This window comes from Candidatus Xianfuyuplasma coldseepsis, assembly GCF_014023125.1.
In the GTDB taxonomy this organism is placed as follows: domain Bacteria; phylum Bacillota_I; class Bacilli_A; order Izemoplasmatales; family Izemoplasmataceae; genus Xianfuyuplasma; species Xianfuyuplasma coldseepsis.
In genome coordinates this window covers 277,087-296,783 of sequence record NZ_CP048914.1, presented here as the reverse complement: position 1 = coordinate 296,783, position 19,697 = coordinate 277,087, and the positions used below count along the sequence as shown (strand labels likewise).

Below are 19,697 nucleotides of genomic sequence, written 5' to 3'. Positions count from 1 at the left end.
AAGGGAGACGTATTATGACAACGATTTACGATATAGCAAAAGCGCTTGGTGTTGCACCAAGCACAGTATCCAAAGCCTTGAATGGTGGCAGTGGAGTCAGTGAAAAAACACGAAATAAAATCATTCGATACGCAAATAAAGTCCGTTATATACCCAACGCCAATGCATCGCGGTTAAAAACGAAACGTTCGTATTCCATCGGTATTATTTATTCCGAAAATCTTAATATTGGACTCGAACACCATTTTTTCAGCAGTGTCATCCAAGCGTTTAAGGATTATGTGGAAACCAAAGGATATGAAATCACCTTTGTCATCCGCAATTTGGGAAATACGGAAATGACGTTTTTGGAGTTTTGCAAACATAAACAACTAGATGGCGTCTTCATTGTGGTAGCCGAACACAGCGATAAAGACTTACAAGAATTAATCGATAGCGATATTCCTTGTGTTACGACCGATCTTGTCGAAGACAATATCTTTACCGTAATGACCGACAATGAATACGGGGCAAAACGAGCGGTATTAGAATTTTTTAACAACGGCCACCGTCAGATTGCCCACATAACCGGATCACTAAATTCGTATGCCGGTAGTGAACGACTTGTTGGGTACCGTAAAGGAATGAATGAAGTGGGATTAGAAGATAGTGATGATTTGATTTTTGTCACCGAAGGATTTACGTTTGAAGATGGATATGTGGCTGCTGGAAATGTCCTTGCTATGGATGAAATCCCAACTGCTGTATTTGCAGCGGGTGACGATTTAGCATTTGGCGCAATCAAACGATTCCATGAGAATGGATATCGCGTCCCACAGGACATTGCTGTAATTGGTTTTGACGATGGTCCATTTGCCAAATATTTTGATCCCCCACTAAGTACCTTGCATCAAGATCGTCTCGCAATTGGTGTTGGTGCGGCAAAGTATTTAATCCAACAAATTGAAGAAGGACAGGACGAATCATCAAAAATGGGTGAGTTACGAATTCGCCCAACATTTGTCAAACGCGAATCTGCATAGAACATAAATCGGTATTAGTGAAAATACCTTTAACGTTTTCAAAGAAATCATTTCTTGTTTATAAATTTCACAGTAAACCGCTCTATTTTGTTCAGACTTTATCGCTAAAAATAGGCGTTAATGTTGCGTAATGGACCAAATTTCAACAAATCAATTGTTGTTGACAATTACTGCCTTACTGTGTATAATGAAAGCGTACACATAAAGAAATCGGTTTTTATAGCTGTTTCGCCCTAAAGGAGGACGAAAATGAAATCCATGTTTTTACGAAAAGTGACTTTATCGACACTGGTTGTCGTGTTGATTACGATATTAGCTGCATGTAATAACGCAACGGTGAACCCTGATACAATCGTTCCTGAGTTTCAAGGAACAAGTGATGAATTAACATTATGGGTTGGCGATGTATTCGATCCATATGCTGGTGTGTTTGCCTTTGATCCCAAAGATGGAAACATCACCGATCAAATGGTAATTCTCGGATTGGGTGATTTTCCACTCAGTACTTCCAATAAAATTACGGCATCTGGAACCTACACACTGACATATAAAGTTGTGAACTCCTCTGGTAAAACGGCGGAACATGATCTAGTAGTCACTGTACGTAGTTTCTTTGAAGAATTAGGAGATTACGAGATTGGTGAGTATGAACTTGTATTTTCTGATGAGTTTGATTACACCGGAAGTCCGGATTCTTCGAAATGGAATTTCCAAACCGGAGGTTGGGGCTTTGGTAATAATGAGATTCAATATTATACCGATCGTTTAGACAATGCCTTTGTTGAAGATGGTGTCTTAACCATTCGTCTCCTTAAAGAAGTGTATTCTAATCGATATTACACATCGGCGAAGATTTGGACAAGAGACATTGCTGCATGGACTTATGGTAAAATCGAAGTCCGGGCACAATTACCTGAAGGAAAAGGAACCTGGCCGGCGATTTGGATGATGCCACAAGACAGTGTCTATGGTGGTTGGCCGAATAGCGGTGAGATTGATATTATGGAGTATGTAGGATATCAACCAAATGTTGTTCATGGAACCATTCATACCGATGCGCACAATGGTCAAGATGGAACTCAAATAGGACGTAGTTTAACTGTAGAAACTGCGGAAGAGGAATTCCATGTATATACGTTAGAGTGGTTGCCGGACAAACTGATTTGGTCCGTGGATGGCGAAGAATTTTTTACCTATCGTTTTATTGTGGACTCATTTGACAATATTACCGAGGATCAGTATTATACAATTTGGCCATACAACCAAGATTTCTATTTGATTTTAAACTTTGCCTTTGGTGGTAACTGGGGTGGCGCTCAGGGTATTGATGAAACCATCGAACAAGCGGACTTCTTAATAGATTACGTTCGCGTCTATGAAGCAACGGGATTGCAAGATGAATAAGGGCACAAATTTAGAATAGTCTAAATTACCAATATAAAAAATGGAGGAAAACATGAAAAAAATTATTAGTTTAGTATTAGTAGCATTAACATTATTTGTACTAAGTGCTTGTGGTGAAACGGAACCAGAAGTAGAAGCAACTGTACCAACATTCTCAGGAATTTCAAGTATCGTATCATTAACTGCTGGCGATGCATTTGATCCGCTTGAAGGTGTTACAGCAACCGATACAATCGATGGCGACATCACCGATGATATCACGATTGATGGACTTGATTGTTTATCACTGGTTGATGGATTAACCACAGTTGGTGGATTAAGTTGCCAATTAATTTACAACGTAACCAATAGCAACGATTTAAGTGCGATGAAAATCTCAACGGTTAACATTGCAAAAGGTGAACCTACTGCAGGTGAAAACATGGTTGTTAATGGTGACTTTGAAGACGACACACAACTTGCTGTATGGGTAAAAGGTGAGTTTGAAGGTGGCGCATTCAACATGAGTATTGTTGAGGGTGAATTACTAGTTAACATTACTACCGTATCATGGGCTGGTCCTGCATCCCCACGTGTACATCAAGCAGGTATGACCTACGAAGTAGGAAAAACCTACCAAGTATCCTTTGATGCCCGTGCTGATTCACCTCGTAAAATGGCTTCACAAGTAGGTGTATTACTTAGTGGTGCTCCTTGGTTTGTAAACTATGATGAGCAATGGGTTTTTGAATTGACAACAGAAATGCAAACATTCACTTATGAGTTTACAGTTGATGGAGATCCTGAAGTCGATACAACTGATGGTGTTGTAACATTTGAAATGGGTGTATTCCCAGAAGACGATCCTGCTGAAGGAATTGTTACTGACGTATACATCGATAACGTAGTAGTCGCTGAATACTCAGCAGACTAAGGAAAAACACGCATAAAGGATGAACGGAGACGTTTGTCCTTTTTTGTTATTCCGTAAACGATTTCGAAAAAAGAACTATTTATACTATATTTTAACTAAGAAGGTAAATTGGATTATACCTACTTATGGCTTTATTTAAATACATAGTATTTTAATAATGGTCGATAAATTACCGAAAACATAGTTGCATAGCCTAGGTCGTTATGATATAATGTAAGCGTACACAAGAGAAATCGGTTTTTATAATATTTTATACACCTTTGACACGTCAATAACCAAGCCGATTCTTGATGTTTTTTGTAGTTTATAAGGTGTATAACAAGAATTGAGGCAGCCTATGAATGAGAAATACTACTTCGATGACAAGACATTTGTCATCCAAGATTATAATAAGCAAAAACCGTTTGCGAGCTTCTTACCAGGTATTGCTGGCAAGAAGGGAATTCCGATGTGGTGTTTTTATGTGAATCGTGGCCAAGCGGTTTCCAGTTTTGGATTACGCGATAAAAATGGACCCATTTTGGAATTTTCACCAGCGAACACCGCATATCAAAATACGGATCGCATTGGCTTTCGTACCTTTGTCAAACTCGATGGCACTGTGATTGAAGTGTTTGGTCATAATGATGATGTGTCCGTAAATAGAGTGATGAACATCACCAAGGAAGCCGTGGAAATTGTTGAAACGAATCAGACGCATCAGTTTCAAATGACCGTTCGCTACTTTACCCTACCCAATGAAGGAGTAGCAGGATTAATCCGCCGTGTGACATTTACGGATTTATCCGACACCACTCGTGCATTTGAAATTGCTGATGGTGTCAATCAATTGATTCCACTTGGAATATCCAATGCGGTATATAAAGAGATGTCCAACCTGTTCCGAAGTTTTGTCGAAGTACAACACCTTGAGGATCAATACGCATACTTAAAAGTCAAAGCATCAACGGGTGACACTGCGGAAGTGAAACAAGTCGAAGAGGGAAGTTTTTACGTTAGTTACGTCAATGGTATCCAACAAGCTCCGTTGATTGATAAGGCGTTGCTGTATGAACATGATACGTCCTTTACGACACCCTATGGATTTATTCAAAGTAGTGTCCGTGACATCATGGCTTCACCACAAGTTGATCAAAACAAGTTTCCATGTGGTTTTACCCTTTATCAAGGAACATTAAGCGCAGGAGAAACAGTGCGGATTGATACCTTGATTGGTGCGGCGAAAACCGATTGTCTTGTCGAACAACTACTCTCGACAATTGATTCATCCTATTTTGATCGAAAGCAAGAAGAAAACAAACAAGTCATTGATGAATTGTTAACGCCGGTCGCCACAAAATCTGCATTTCCAATCTTTGATGAATACGTCAAGCAAAATCAATTGGACAATGTCCTTCGTGGTGGATATCCATTCATCTTGGAATCAAAAAACAAGGACTATACCTATCATCTATATTCACGGAAACATGGCGATTTGGAACGGGATTATAATTTCTTTGTGATAGAACCAGAGTTTTACTCCCAAGGAAATGCCAACTTCCGTGATGTTTGTCAAAATCGACGCAATGATGTGTACTTTGAACCGAGGGTATACGATGCGAATGTCCACATGTTCGCGAGTTTAATCCAACACGATGGTTATAACCCTTTATCGGTTATGGGACTTAAATTCACCTATACCGGTGATGTCAATAGATTGTGCAAAGACGTATTTAAGGAACACGCGGATTTGATGGTTCCGATCCTGTCAGGATTGTTCAGTCCTGGTGATGTGATGAATGCGCTTCGGATGAATGATATTGAACTCGATATGGATGATGCAACACTGTTTGAACACATTATGAGCGATGTGGAAGTCCATTATCAATCCGCCTTTGGCGAAGGCTATTGGATTGATCACTTTACCTACATTTTAGATTTGGTTGAAAACACGATAAATGTCTATCCTGATCGCTTGGAAGAATTGGTCTTCAAGCGACAAGATTATCGCTTTTTCTTATCACCAGCAACCGTCTATCCAAAAACGGAAAAAATGGTGCAACGCAGTGATGGGGCAGTTCGTCAATATGGCGCGATCAACCATTACGACAAAGAAAAAGTTCATCGCTTAGAATTGCAAGAAGGCACCAACTGGATGAAGAATCAACACGGGCATCCCGTTGAAACAAACCTATTTGGAAAACTATTTATGCTTGTCGTGAATAAAATTTCGCAACTTGATCCCTATGGGCTAGGGATTGAAATGGAAGCTGATAAACCAGGCTGGAATGATGCGATGAATGGTCTTCCTGGACTCTTTGGTTCAGGTACCAGTGAAACATTTGAAATTTTACGAGTTGCGCGATTCTTGCAATCAGTTTTAGAGGATCAACCACAACAAGAGATTCCTCTCATCGCTGAATTTGTTCCATTTATGAAGGCGATTGAAAAAGTACTAGATGAATCACCGATGGACTACTGGCATGCAACGAATGATATTCGCGATGCGTACATGAAAGAGACGCGCTTTGGTGCTTCTGAAACGGTAACAGTTCACAGTCAAGACATCACATCATTTGTTCATCGAATCGTTCAGAAATTGGAGAACGCAGTCGAACAAATTAAAGCACTGGATGCGGAGATTGTACCGACATTCCTAACGTATGAAGCTACAGAATTTGAAGTTGTACAAAATGAACAGGGTATTGTTTACACGCATTATGGGATGCCGAAAGTTCATGTGAACGCGTTTGAACTACAATCGTTACCGGCATTTTTAGAAGCACCGGCACGATTGCTAAAAATAAGTACCGATACAACATTTAATAAACAGATGGTTCAGTCCATTAAACAAAGTGGTGTGTATGATGCCACCTTGAAGATGTATAAAACCAGTGATGATTTAACCGATGCATCGTTTGAAATCGGTCGCATCAAAGCTTTTAGCAAAGGCTGGTTGGAACGCGAAAGCAACTTCCTGCATATGACGTATAAGTATTTGTATGGATTGTTAAAAAGTGGACTATATGATGAGTTTTATCAAGAGATAGAAACCAATTTGGTCTGTTTTATGGATCCGGAAGTCTATGGCCGGTCTACGTTGGAGAACTCCTCGTTCATCGCGACAAGCAATAACCCCGATCCCGCCTTGCACGGACAAGGGTTTGTCGCTCGCTTATCGGGTTCAACGGCGGAAATGTTGTCGATCTGGTCGTATATGATGATGGGACCACATCCGTTCATCATGGACGATAACAAACTAACATTAAATTTGAAACCGGTATTACAACAAGAGTGGTTTGATGACCAGCATCAAGTTCAGTTCCGACTGCTCAATCAAGTTACTGTTACCTACGTCAACGAGACCGGACTCGCGACGTATGATGACAATATCATGATTGACAAAATACTGGTAGATGGAGTCCAACTCAATCAACCGAAGATTCAAGGGAATCTTGCTCAACAAGTTCGAAACGGTGACATCAACACCATTACGATATATTGGAAAAAACAATAGGAGGAAATTATGAAAAAGTTATTAGTAGCAGCAATGGTAGCATTGTCTATAATTGGACTTTCTGCATGTAAAGGCGGAGACGACGGTTTGGACACCGAAGTAGCTGGTGAAATTGATTTAGTGACCTGGGCGGGTAACGACATCCGTTATCTAAACATTGGTCAACAAAACTTTTTACCAGAAGATTTAACCAGTAAAAAAGTAGCATCTATTTTTGCAACAGCAAAGGCATTTAATGAGATTTATCCCAATGTCAAAATCAACTATTACGGGAAACCTGCAGGACCTGATGATGGTGGTGTTGTGTGGGATCAAACGTTGGCAAACTACAAGGATAAATACGATGTGTATCCAGCCGTATTTGCAATCAGTGATACGGTTGCCCTATTAAAACAAGGGGTATTGGCAGATTTGTCGATCTATGAAGATGATGATCTCTATCAAACCTTAAACCCAGGATTATTAGAGCAAGCCAACTACTATGGAATGCAAGCAGCATTGCCGGGATATTTTATTCCATCGGGAATGTTTATAAATCCGGGCATCATCACAGACGAGTTCTTAGATGAAGTATCCCCAGACTGGACATTTGATGAGTTCACCGATTTGGTAACCAATGGTGAAGGACTCGATGACGGCTACAGTGGACTCGGTGCATTACCAAGTACATGGATGAAACAAATGTTTATCTATGATGCACTCTATGACTTCGGTGAAGTCGATTTAAATACGCAAGAAGTCAAAGATTTCTTAAGCGATGGTATGGAAGTATGGAACGACTACCAATTCTATAGCCATGAAGAAGATTATCAAAGTGTGTATCAATCCTGGTCAATCAATGCGTTTAGTGCCGGTGTTGTTACGGTGTATCCGGAAGATGCATGGTACTTAGATGCCTTTGCGATTCAAGAAGGAACCTTACCAGGACCAGAAGGATTTGATGTCTATCCATATCCAGATTATAACGGTCGTGGAAATACCATCTCTACCGTTACCGATCCACTTGGTGTATACAACTATTGTAACGATGACGGAAATCCAGAGTGTAATGAAGAAGAACAATTAAAATTGGATATCGCGTATGAATTCGCATCCTTCATGATTGCCGATACTCGTGCATGGAAAGCACGCGCTGAAGTTGAATATGGTGAAATCGATACCGATGGTAACTTAACTGTATTAACTGGTGCAGCAGATGCAAGTTTACCAGTAACCGTTGGTGACGCATTTAACGAACAACTTGCATATTGGTATCAAATCGGAAGTAATGGATACTATGAAGATAAAGAAGGATTTAACGCGGTACTAGATATCATTCGTAGTGGTGAAGTAAAAGCCATCAGTGATAAAGTATACCCATGGTTCTTTACCGATGAAACCACAGAAACCCGACAAATGATCTTTGAAGAATTCTGGTTCTTCTACGATGTCGATGAAACCCCGATCAGTGCGCCAGAATGGCAAGATTTAATCTTTAGTAAATTGGACAGCTGGACCGATCTATTTAACGATCGTTTAGCACTTGCTTGGACTGAAATTGAAAATGCGCTCGTAGACTATTATGGCTACGATACAGATGACGCACGATTTAGTGAATAAGTAACAATAAATCGTGGCAAAGGAGAATGTGTATGAAACAACGCTTACTTAAATTCTTGCCACCACTAATCATAGTTGCAGTCATTGTGTTTGCGGCAACGGGACTAAAAAACAGTCGTCTTGACGAATTTGAACAAGACGTCAATCGCGCGTCCTATCAAGCCGCATATAATGTACTTGCTGAAACTGTAGAGTTAAATAGCTACGTCAACCTGATGGATGACGTAGCTCTTGACTATACATTGGACAACTACGAAACGACCTACAGCGACGGCGTGCTCGTTAACGACATTGTGTACGACGGAGATGTCGTTACCGATGTAACATTAACCCAAACTGCAACCTATGAAGTCAGTGTTAGTGAAGCGGGATATTACCGCATTGGCATCGACTATTATCTCAATGGTGACACGTTGAATGATTACTTATTGCAAGTAACGATTAACGATGAGATTCCATTTTATGAGAGTTCATTAATCAATGTCCCCATTATATGGGAAGACGAAACCAAAGATTTCGACACCGATCGTTACGGTGATGAATTCATCCCCAATCAAATTGTCGTTGAGGGATGGCATCAAACCGAGTTACACGATAATCGCTATTATACCGAAGAAGGCTTACTCTTTTATTTCGACACCGGGACCCATACGATTACCTTCGGTAGTGACAGCACAGAAAGTTTTTATTTAGGTGACGTTATCCTGATTGCCCCAACCGAGATTCCGACATATACCGAATATCTCAGTACTGTCGGTGGACAAGAAGTGGATGATGTACTGATGATTGATGCCATCAGTTACACCCGTAAGAACTCCTCGTTTATTCGGTTGGATAATAACCAATCGCCGGACACCAAACCGTTTGACAATGAATACAAACGACTAAATATCGTTGAATCCTGGGATCAATCGGGACAATCGATTACGTACAATGTCGTAGCTCCAACAGCTGGACTCTACGAATTGTCGTTATACTATGAAACCGATGCATCGGATTTCAATGTCTTTCGTACGGTTCGAATCAACGGTGTAATTCCCTATCAAGAAGTGATGTCCTATGAATTTGAAGCAACCGATAATCAGTGGACAACAGACACGTTTGAACAAGATGGGGAACCCTTGAAATTTTACCTAGACGCCGGTAGTAACACAATTACATTTACCACCGATATTGCACCACTTAGTGCACGAATCAATGATTTACAAATCATCATTGATCATATCAATCAATTTGCCCTTGATATTCGTAAAGTCAGTGGAAACACCGACGATGATTCACGAACCTGGGAACTAACGAAGATCCTTCCGGAAACCGAGGAGTACTTAGATGCCTATGCAACGATGTTAAAATGGAACATCATTATGCTGTCTCAGTATTCTAGTGAACGGGACTTATCGAGTGAGTTGTCCTATTTAAACATGGCCTTACGAACGATTGAAGACGTCAGTGAAAAACCCGATGAATTACCTCTCTATATTGAAGATTTATATAGTGGTAGTGGCTCGGTAAACCAATATCTTGGCGATACAATTACCTTTATTGAAGAACAACACATGGCGCTTAATAAAGTCATTTTGGCGAATGAACCGCCCGAACGTTTGGATGCCAATGTCTTCCAAATTGTTGGCCATATGATCAGTGATTTCTACTTATCCATTACGTCGAATAAATACTATACCTATAGTGAAGATAAAGAAACCGTTCAAATTTGGGTCGGTCGGGCAACGACCTATGTCGATGCAATGCAGAAATTAGTTGACAGTGAGTTCACTACCGAAACCGGTATTCAAGTTGACTTTAGTGTTATGCCAGTCGTCGACAAACTCGTGCTTGCAAGTGCCGGTGATACGACACCGGATGCGGCCCTCGGATTGCCGTCCTATGTACCGTATAACTTGGCGATTCGCGGTGCGCTCTACGATTTGACTGAGTTTGATGATTTCTGGAGTTACACCAGTGATAAATTTGTCGCCGGATCGATGGTTCCATATACCTTTAATGAAGGGGTATATGCGATGCCGGAAACACTGAATTTCAATGCGATTATGTATCGTGAAGACATTTTTGAATCACTCAACATAGCGGTACCGGATACCTGGGACGATGTCTTAGGAATCTTGCCCCAATTACAACGATACGACATGAATTTCTATTATCCAACATCCGGTGGTGCGTCAACCAAATGGTTCTATCAAACCGTGCCGTTAATCTATCAATATGGTGGAACGATTTACGCTCCAAATGGACTCGAAGTAGAGCTGGACGATCAAGCCAGTGTCGAAGCACTGCAATTCTTAGGGGATTTATTTACCACCTACAGTGTGCCAACACAGGTACCATCGTTCTACAATGACTTCCGTTATGGATCCTTACCGATTGGAATCATTTCGTTCAATGACTACGTGACGATTCAAACCTCGGCTCCAGAGATACAAGGGAAATGGGAATTAGCACCTACCCCGGGATACATCGATGAAGAGACGGGCGAGTTAAATCGTTGGTACGTTGGGAATGGTATGGGTGGAATCATCTTTAATGATTCACAGTACAAAGAGGAAACCTGGGAATTCTTTAAATGGTGGCAATCAACCGATACCCAAATTGAATTTGCCCAAACCTTGTTGTCCACCTATGGACCAACATTCCTATGGTTATCCGCGAACCAACAAGCGATTGAACAACTTCCAATCCCTGCGGATGACAAACAAATTATCTTAGAACAAATCACTTGGCTACGCGACGTACCGCGGACACCAGGACAATACCTCGTCGAACGAGGAATCAGTGATATCTGGAACAAAATGGTGTTTGAAAATACCAATGCCCGGGTTGCCATTGATGAAGTCGTTACCGATATGAATCGTGAGATTCGTCGGAAAATGACGGAATTCGGTTATCTCGAAGATGGTGTGTTAGTGCAAGATTACATCATCGCCGATGTCTACTGGATTCAAGAACGGATGGATGAAGCGGCAGGTGAGAATGATGAGTAACGTCAAATTAATCGATCGTTTAGCCAAGTGGCTACACCTCAGTGATCGCGCCAAAGACCGATTGTCTTCGTGGTTACTGATTCTTCCGTATGTCTTTATCTTTGCCGGATTTATCATCATCCCAATCCTCATTGCCTTTTCGTTATCATTTACCTATTATGATGCGATTAACCCACCGGAGTTTGCCGGGATGCAGAACTATGTCTTTATGGTTACTGGCGATGAACAATTTGTTAAAAACATTATACCCAATACATTAAAATATGCATTGATTGTGGGGCCGGGAGGATTTGCTTTATCCTTCTTCATGGCCTGGATGTTATCGCAAATCCAAGCAACTCCACGAAAATACTTGTCCTTACTACTGTACGCACCATCGATGGTTGGAGCTATTTTAGTCACGATTCTTTGGCGCTCGCTATTCAACGGTAGTGAAAGTGGATACATCAATGCGTTCTTACTCGATAACGACTTTATTGAAGCACCGATTCAATTTTTACAATCTCCGGAGTATTTATTAAACATCATGATTATTGTTTCCCTCTGGAGTAGTATGGGAATTGGATTCTTAGCGATGCTTGCTGGTATTTTGAACGTCAATCCCGAGCTCTATGAAGCCGGGCGAATTGACGGCATCAAAAACCGCTTCCAAGAGATCTTCTACATCACGATTCCATCAATGAAACCACAGATGCTCTTTGGGGCCGTTATGGCTGTCGTTGGTGCGTTCAACATGGGGGAAATTGGGGTCCTATTATCCGGGGTTAACCCGACACCGCAATACAGTGGTTCTTTGATTGTTAACCACGTTGCCGACTACGGTTTCTTGCGGTATGAAATGGGCTATGCCTCCGCCCTCAGTGTCGTGTTATTTATTGTCGTCTATGCGTTTAGTCGATTCGGACATCTACTGTTCGGATCGGATGATTAGGAGGTGAACGTATGAGTCTACAAGGAACCCAAATCAATCCGAAACGATTCCATCGTTCGCAACTCAAATTTTATCTCATCCTAATCCCAATTGCTGCGGTGATGATGTTACCAATCTTGTACATCTTCTCGCAAGCGCTAAAACCACTGGACGAATTAATGTTATTCCCACCGCGTTTCTTGGTCCAAAAACCAACTCTCCGAAACTTGGAAATGTTGGTACGTACGGCTACGGAAACCGGAATTCCGCTAACGGTCTATCTGTTTAACTCCGTGGTGGTCGCTTCCGTCGCCATTACCTTGAACTTGACAATGACAATGCTGGCTGGGTATGCTCTTTCAAAGAAACACTTCAAAGGGCGAGATACCATCTTTAAAATCAACCAAGCAGCCTTGATGTTTGTACCAATCGCCGTTGCGATTCCGACATTCTTAGTCATTGTAAACGCGAATATTCTAGATACGTATATCGCTCATATTTTGCCACTCCTGGCAATGCCAGTAGGAGTGTTCTTAATCAAGCAATTTATCGATCAATTACCGAATGAAATTATTGAAGCCGCCCGGATTGATGGAGCGACGGATTTGCACATCATTCGCAAAATTGTTGTACCACTCACCAAACCAGCGCTCGCAACGGTTGCGATTTTAACCTTCCAAGCGACGTGGTCGAACTTAATTACCTCACAATTTTATATTAATACCGACGTGAAGAAGACGTTTGCTTTCTACATGTCGACGTTAACCAGTACCGTAGAATTTAGTGTTGCTGGACAAGGTCTAGCTGCTGCTGCGGGATTAATTATGTTTATACCGAACCTTGTGATATTCATCGTCATGCAAAGTAACGTCATGGATACCATGAGTCATTCTGGTGTGAAGTAAGGAGGAAGTCATGAAACGAAAACTAACAATCATGATTCTCCTTGCGATTATCATGATACTGCACCAAACGACAGAAGTCGATGCATCATCGAACACAACGTTCACGTACGCCCTATCTTCGGACAATGAACTGATCATTACCCAAAATGCCTACTTGCCCGATCAGTATCGTGTCGATTTAGGACTGTATGCACCGCAGGACCTATTCTTTGATGCGAATGATATATTGTACATCGCTGACTACGATCCCCAAGGGGATGACGATACCGCCCGAATTGTAATGTATGATCCGGACAGTGGATTAATCATCAATGAGTTAACCCACCCGGACTTCCAGTCGCCAACGGGAATCTCGATTACCGCAGATGGGTGGCTATATGTCGCCGATGCAAATGCACAACGCATCTTTGTCTTTGATGATAATCTTGATTTCGCTTATGAGATTGATCGTCCTGAAGCACGGGCATATACGACTGCAGAGTTCCGTCCGAAAAAACTAGCGGTGGATAATACCGGGAACATTTATGTTGTTGCCGAAGGGGAATCCTCAGGGATTTTACAATTATCCAAAACCGGAGAGTTTCTTGGATATTTCGCTACCAACCAAGTTTATTATTCCATCGAAGAGTTGGTTCAAAAATTCTTCTATGACTTAGTCGATAAAGATTTAAACAGTGTCAAATTACCGGCAACATTTAGCAATGTGTTTGTCGATGACAAAGGAATTTTATATTCCACAACCTCCAGTGAAGTGCTCAATGATCTTGTCAAGAAACACTCGACAAGCGGTAGTAATTTATTTGGTGGTATTTATACCCGTAGTAACGGGATGACGGATTTATACGTCAACAAGAGTGGGATCATATTTACCTCGTCCGAATCGGAAGGGTATATTGATATCTACAGTAAATACGGTGATTTCATCTTTAGTTTTGGTGGAACCAGTAATGACGACGTCATTGGCTTGTACGACACGTTGGAATCGATTGCCGTTAACAGCAGTGGTGATATTTACACCGTGGATAGTGAGAAAACCTATCTCTTATCGTATAACCCTACCGAATACGCCCTTGGTATTTACAACGGATTGAATCTGTTTGAAGAAGGACGTTACGATGAAGCGGCCGAACAATGGCAAGAAGTGTTGATGCTCAATCAAATGTCAAAACTGGGGAACAACCAGTTGGCAAAATCGTACTTGTACCAACAAGAATTCGATCTTGCGGCACTACACTTTGAACTCGCTGAAAACCGAGAGTTCTACTCCGAAAGTTATTGGGAAATCCGGAACAATTGGATTCAAGAAAACTTAGGCATTGTCTTAGTTCTTCTTGTTAGTACGTTTGTGATTTATCAAGTGGTGAAACGTACCAACCGCAAATGGCGCTATCTCGCACCGCTTGAGGAGAAAATCAAAGAGATTAAAACCCATTATTGGGTCGAAGAGTTCTTGTACGTATTTACCGTAGCAAGGCATCCCGTAAATGCCTACTATGAAATTAAGAAAGAGCGGAAAGGAAATCTCGTGGTTGCGACGACGATGTTGCTATTAACCTTTGTAGGCTTCCTACTCAACTCCGCATTTAAAGGATTTTTATATCAATTAACCGACATTGAAGATTTAAATATCTATGCGATTATCTTAGGGTTTTTCAGTATTGTATTGATTTACATTATATCGAATTACCTAATCACATCGATCAACCAGGGAGAAAGTGGTTTGAAGAAGATTTATATTCAAACAACCTATTCATTCTTACCACTATTAATTGGATTATTCCTAAGTACCTTGTTGACGCATGTTCTAACATTGGATGAGAGTTTCTTTGTGATGTTTGTTCTCACAATCGGATACCTCTACACCTTTATCTTACTCTTTGTCGGTGTCAATGAGATTCAAAATTACGAGTTTAGAGATACAACAAAAAGCTTGATTTTATCCGTTTTATTAATGGTCATTGTCGCGATAACAATCATCTTTATTCAATTGATGTTCTCACGCATTGTCGAGTTTATTGTTGTGGTCTTCCGGGAGGTGTTTGGCATTGTATAAATCACTGATAAAGCATATCGTGTTAGTTTTAGCGGTTGTATCTGTAACAACGGCCGTTGTCTTTGCTGAATACATACCAAACTCGCGTGACACCAAAGAAGCACCGGATGAAATTGTCTATACCATTAGTGAACCCGAAGATATGGAATTGCTTCATGATAATGACCGTTTCACTTTCTATTTCCGGGATGAACGAGATGTCCTCGCCATTTATGACAAAGCAAATGATTTTACCTATAAAACCGGTATGGATGTCCCGATGAATGATGATCTTGAAGACACTTGTATGGATATGATTGATGCCGGAGGGTATACTCCACAAGATGTTGAAGATACCTGTGTACCGATTCAAGATTTATCGAGCGCTGCACGGGATTATGTCAATAGTTTCTTAGTTGTGGAATACCTCGATGAAATTGGCGCACGAACGAGACGTCTGTACAGCGCCTCGGATGATTATCGTAGTTCTCTCTCACGTGGGGATGATGATTCGCATTGGTTCTTGGATGTGGATTATGGACGCTATGATATCGAAGTGCGCGTTCATCTCTATTTCGATGAAGAAGGCGTTACCTACGAAATCCGCGACCATGAAATTGATGTCGTAGAGCCTGAGAAATTACTGAACATTTCGATAACCCCATTCATGGGTGCTCAGGGAGGATACTACATCCCCTTTGATGATGTCGAACTCGAATACAACGACGATTTTGCTGAACCGAATCCGATCAATCCTGGATACTCGTTTATCCCTGATGGATCGGGGGCGTTAATCCGTTATGAGGATACCAATATTGATGTCGATGAGTATGTCGGTGACGTGTATGGTGATAATTTAACCAGTTACTATAGTCATACCAAAGATGCACTGGAGTATCTCGAAGCCAAAACCGCAACCCTACCGGTATTTGGGATGTCGTACGGGGATGATACCGAAGCAGCTTTTGTCGCTTATGCGATAGAGGGTGATGAGTACATGCAAGTTGTCTCTGTACCACTATCCAGCACCTTAGGGTATGTTCAAACCTACAGTACATTTGTTTATAGCAATGTATATCGTCAAGTCTATAATGACCGTGGCGATGGGTATGACCGTCTGCCGGATGATCGGCAACATTTTGATGTGGTGTTACGCTATGAGTTTTTACAGGGTGATGGATCAACTGATGGAAAACCAGCGAGTTATGTCGGGATGGCGATGGCCTACCGTGAATATCTACTAGAAGCTGGAATTTTAACACCGTTGAACTCGTCCTTAACCGATATCCCGATTCGTGTCGACTTCTTAATGGCCGACAGTAAAACGGGAATCTTTGGCTATGAAGAACAAGTCGCAACAACAATGGATGATGTTGCGGCAATGATTGAAACGCTTCACGAGCGCAACGTCATGAACCTCAACGGAGGACTACTTGGATGGCAAGATGGCGGGATGATTTTAACCTCGCCAAAAGATATGGACTTCACCAACTCGATTGGGTCCAAATCGACGTTCGAAGAATTACTAGTTACCGCAGCTTCTTTGGGATATGATATATCGCTAAGTCAAGATTTCTTGACGATTAATGAAGATATGATGTCCCTACTAGGGGATGCTGTAAAACACAATAACGGAAAATACTATGAAATCAATTTAGCCAATAGTCAAACCGTAATGACCGAATATCTAGCCAAACCAAACAATGCAGTTTCATGGTTAGATGATCACACAGAAGAAGTACTAGACCTCGGTGGAGATAGTATCACCGTCTATGGATTGTCGAATCTGCTCTATGGAGATTCCTACGATGATTTAACGATTACCGATGTGAAAAACAAGTATCACGAAACACTATTGGAGTTATCCACGGATATCACCATTGCTGGTGATCAACCACATGTGTTCTTACTCGATTCAATTGAACGGTATTTGAATATTCCAGTCTATAGTACGCAGTTTATTATTGCGTCAGATACGGTACCATTCTTACAAATGGTGATTGCAGGGACAGTGGAACTGTATGCTCCATATTCCAACTTTAGTTTTAGCTCGGAAAAAGATGTATTACGGATGATTGATTACAATGTATATCCATCCTTTGTCCTAACACAGCAACCATCCTATGTTCTTGGAAGTACCAACTCCAATGAGTACATCTCAACCCAGTTCCGTGATTATGAAGATTTAATTGTCCAAATCTATCAACAAGCAAATGACGCGTTATCACCTGTACTTGGTGAAACGTGGCTCAATCGATTGGTGGTTGAAAACGGCGTGATTGTAAATCAATACACCAACGATATTCAAATCATTATCAACTATACGGAGGATGACGTTACCGTGAACGGCAACGTAGTCGAGGCAACAAGTTATCTTGTTGTGTCCGAGTAGGGTGGTGACGAGATGAAAGAATTTATGGAAAAAGTACGTTCGGCATTGAAGGAAGCTTGGAAATGGTTTAACAATACATCCGTCGTGAAAAACTATACGTTTAAACGCGAGTATCGCAAACAAAACCGTCCCCAAAAACAAGAACGTGAAAATAAGAAAACGCCGTATTTCTTATTAACACCGTGGTTAATCGGACTTGTAATATTTGTCGTATTACCGGTCTTAATGATTGTATACATGAGTGTACATGATGTGTTAAAAACACCTCAAGGATTTGATTTTGAGTTTATTGGTATTGATAATTTCTTGTTTGCCTTTACCAATCCCGATTTCTATCAAGCCTTGTTTGGATATGTGGGGTTACTCGTAACCTACATTCCGGTGATTATTATTATTTCGTTCCTAATTGCTTTATTACTCAACAACGACTTTCAGTTCCGTGTCGTCTTCCGCGTGATGTTCTTCTTGCCAGTGGTCCTGTTAAGCAATGCGACATTGACAAATATAGTCAACACATCAACCGGAGAGAATACACTGTTAAATGTTGACGGGGTCTTTGTCTTTAGTATGATTGAACAATACATCCCCTTCATGGCAAACGGACTGGAAAGCATGTTTAATGTGTTAATTGTCATTCTCTGGTTTACTGGAGTACCGATTGTGCTCTATATCAACGGTCTTCAAAAAATCAATCGGGGAATCTACGAAGCCGCTCGGATTGACGGTGGAAACTCCTGGCAAATCTTATGGTTGATTATTATACCTAACATTAAATCAACCGCCCTTGTCATTGGAATCTTCAGTGTCGTTCAAGTTGGTATTTATAACATCAACCCGTTATTCTTATTACTGCAAGATCAGATCATGATGACCGCAACTAATTTAGGAAATGCAGCTACCTATGCCTTCTTGTATACGGTTGTGACCTTCTTATTCATCGGGGTGTTATTGTTACTACTCCGTGAGAAAGATGACATTGTGATTGAGAAAAAACGGTATATTCGAACACAAGAACTATACGAGCTTCAAAAACAACAGGAGGCGATGAGTAATGAATAAAGTACAACAATTATTACAATCCAAAGCCTTCACGAAGAAGATTAATGATCGCGCTGGGCTGGTGTTCTTATACATTGTCTTGATCGCCCTCAGTTTCGTGTTCTTGTTCCCGATTTTAAGTATGTTAAGTCAATCGTTTATGACGGTTGAAGACATTGTTGCACCAGATATTTTGTGGGTACCAAGCAACTTTAGTGTCAACAACTTTAAGGTTGCCATCCTGGTTATGGATTACTGGAATGCCCTGATTAACTCAATTTGGGTATCGGGTTTGTTTGCTATTGTCCAAACCAGTGTGTCGGCACTGACAGGATATGCATTTGCACGGTACAATTTCCGTGGAAAACGACTCTTATTTACGATGTTAATCTTGTCGTTCATCCTGCCTGTTCAGTTATTAACCACGGCACACCAAATCATTTTTTCAACCTTAGGAGATGTCCTTGGAATGTCATTTTATGGTAGTTTACTACCACAAATGATCATGTTGATCTTTGGTCAAGGTATCAATTCCGCGATTCTCATTATCATCTTCCAGAGTTTCTTCCAAAAAATACCAAAAGACTTATATGAAGCAGCGAACATTGATGGAGCCAATACGATGCAAATCTTCTGGCACATTACCGTTAAGATTTCGCTTGCGATTATGTTTGTCGTCTTCTTGTTCAGCTTTGTATGGAACTGGAATGAAGATTTTGTCACCAATATATTCTTAGCCGACGGTGTCGATTTATTAACCGGTAAACTCGGACAGTTCCAAACCTTGTTTGGTCAGTCTGCTGGTGGTAATGATCGCATCAGTGAAGCCTTTGAATCAGCGGCAACGATTCTTTCCATTGCCCCATTGTTACTGATCTATATCTTTACCCAACGTCAATTTGTTGAAGGTATTGAATCGGTCGGTATCACCGGACAATAAGAGGTATTATCATGCATCAACTAGTTACATTACAACAATAAATCATGAAA

Annotated in this window: 12 protein-coding genes; all 12 read left to right on the top strand. The window is 41.0% G+C overall.

The genetic code is table 11. The features are described from left to right. Positions 1–14 precede the first annotated feature (14 nt). Complete coding sequence (locus G4Z02_RS01325) at positions 15–1,022, top strand: LacI family DNA-binding transcriptional regulator (RefSeq protein WP_258878052.1); 1,008 nt, start codon at positions 15–17, stop codon at positions 1,020–1,022. A gap of 249 nt (positions 1,023–1,271) precedes the next feature. Continuing rightward, positions 1,272–2,426: a family 16 glycosylhydrolase gene (locus G4Z02_RS01320; protein WP_258878051.1), complete on the top strand. Its 1,155-nt coding sequence runs from the start codon at positions 1,272–1,274 to the stop codon at positions 2,424–2,426. A 52-nt stretch (positions 2,427–2,478) separates the two neighbouring features. After that, positions 2,479–3,339 carry a carbohydrate binding domain-containing protein gene (locus G4Z02_RS01315; protein ID WP_258878050.1) on the top strand — a complete coding sequence of 287 codons (861 nt, stop codon included), beginning with the start codon at positions 2,479–2,481 and terminating at the stop codon, positions 3,337–3,339. A 337-nt stretch (positions 3,340–3,676) separates the two neighbouring features. After that, positions 3,677–6,835 (top strand): cellobiose phosphorylase, encoded by a 3,159-nt coding sequence (locus tag G4Z02_RS01310; protein ID WP_258878049.1) that lies wholly within the window; start codon positions 3,677–3,679, stop codon positions 6,833–6,835. A gap of 9 nt (positions 6,836–6,844) precedes the next feature. After that, positions 6,845–8,434 carry a type 2 periplasmic-binding domain-containing protein gene (locus G4Z02_RS01305; RefSeq protein WP_258878048.1) on the top strand — a complete coding sequence of 530 codons (1,590 nt, stop codon included), beginning with the start codon at positions 6,845–6,847 and terminating at the stop codon, positions 8,432–8,434. Between the two features lie 32 nt (positions 8,435–8,466). After that, the gene (locus G4Z02_RS01300) at positions 8,467–11,430 is read left to right on the top strand and encodes an extracellular solute-binding protein (RefSeq protein ID WP_258878047.1); all 2,964 of its coding nucleotides are present in this window, start codon (positions 8,467–8,469) and stop codon (positions 11,428–11,430) included. Continuing rightward, positions 11,423–12,361, top strand: coding sequence for a carbohydrate ABC transporter permease (locus tag G4Z02_RS01295; protein ID WP_258878046.1), 939 nt, complete (start codon positions 11,423–11,425; stop codon positions 12,359–12,361). Before G4Z02_RS01300 ends, G4Z02_RS01295 begins: the two co-directional genes overlap by 8 nt. An 11-nt stretch (positions 12,362–12,372) precedes the next feature. Further along, on the top strand, positions 12,373–13,245 hold the full coding sequence (locus tag G4Z02_RS01290) for a carbohydrate ABC transporter permease (RefSeq protein ID WP_258878045.1): 873 nt from the start codon (positions 12,373–12,375) through the stop codon (positions 13,243–13,245). 10 nt (positions 13,246–13,255) lie between these two features. Continuing rightward, on the top strand, positions 13,256–15,298 hold the full coding sequence (locus tag G4Z02_RS01285) for a YIP1 family protein (RefSeq protein ID WP_258878044.1): 2,043 nt from the start codon (positions 13,256–13,258) through the stop codon (positions 15,296–15,298). After that, on the top strand, positions 15,285–17,669 hold the full coding sequence (locus G4Z02_RS01280) for a DUF5696 domain-containing protein (RefSeq protein WP_258878043.1): 2,385 nt from the start codon (positions 15,285–15,287) through the stop codon (positions 17,667–17,669). The genes G4Z02_RS01285 and G4Z02_RS01280 overlap by 14 nt, the downstream gene beginning before the upstream one ends. A gap of 12 nt (positions 17,670–17,681) precedes the next feature. Then, the gene (locus G4Z02_RS01275; RefSeq protein ID WP_258878042.1) at positions 17,682–18,728 is read left to right on the top strand and encodes a carbohydrate ABC transporter permease; all 1,047 of its coding nucleotides are present in this window, start codon (positions 17,682–17,684) and stop codon (positions 18,726–18,728) included. After that, entirely contained in the window at positions 18,721–19,647 is a 927-nt protein-coding gene (locus G4Z02_RS01270; RefSeq protein WP_258878041.1) for a carbohydrate ABC transporter permease, read from the top strand. Before G4Z02_RS01275 ends, G4Z02_RS01270 begins: the two co-directional genes overlap by 8 nt. Positions 19,648–19,697: the final 50 nt, after the last annotated feature.

What these genes read in the sequence shown, in the direction of transcription:
- G4Z02_RS01295 (WP_258878046.1), top strand. Translation starts at nt 11,423, where the DNA reads ATGAGTAACGTCAAATTAATCGATCGTTTAGCCAAGTGGCTACACCTC.
- G4Z02_RS01315 (WP_258878050.1), top strand. Translation starts at nt 2,479, where the DNA reads ATGAAAAAAATTATTAGTTTAGTATTAGTAGCATTAACATTATTTGTA.
- G4Z02_RS01305 (WP_258878048.1), top strand. Translation starts at nt 6,845, where the DNA reads ATGAAAAAGTTATTAGTAGCAGCAATGGTAGCATTGTCTATAATTGGA.
- G4Z02_RS01270 (WP_258878041.1), top strand. Translation starts at nt 18,721, where the DNA reads ATGAATAAAGTACAACAATTATTACAATCCAAAGCCTTCACGAAGAAG.
- G4Z02_RS01285 (WP_258878044.1), top strand. Translation starts at nt 13,256, where the DNA reads ATGAAACGAAAACTAACAATCATGATTCTCCTTGCGATTATCATGATA.
- G4Z02_RS01320 (WP_258878051.1), top strand. Translation starts at nt 1,272, where the DNA reads ATGAAATCCATGTTTTTACGAAAAGTGACTTTATCGACACTGGTTGTC.
- G4Z02_RS01275 (WP_258878042.1), top strand. Translation starts at nt 17,682, where the DNA reads ATGAAAGAATTTATGGAAAAAGTACGTTCGGCATTGAAGGAAGCTTGG.
- G4Z02_RS01300 (WP_258878047.1), top strand. Translation starts at nt 8,467, where the DNA reads ATGAAACAACGCTTACTTAAATTCTTGCCACCACTAATCATAGTTGCA.
- G4Z02_RS01325 (WP_258878052.1), top strand. Translation starts at nt 15, where the DNA reads ATGACAACGATTTACGATATAGCAAAAGCGCTTGGTGTTGCACCAAGC.
- G4Z02_RS01290 (WP_258878045.1), top strand. Translation starts at nt 12,373, where the DNA reads ATGAGTCTACAAGGAACCCAAATCAATCCGAAACGATTCCATCGTTCG.
- G4Z02_RS01310 (WP_258878049.1), top strand. Translation starts at nt 3,677, where the DNA reads ATGAATGAGAAATACTACTTCGATGACAAGACATTTGTCATCCAAGAT.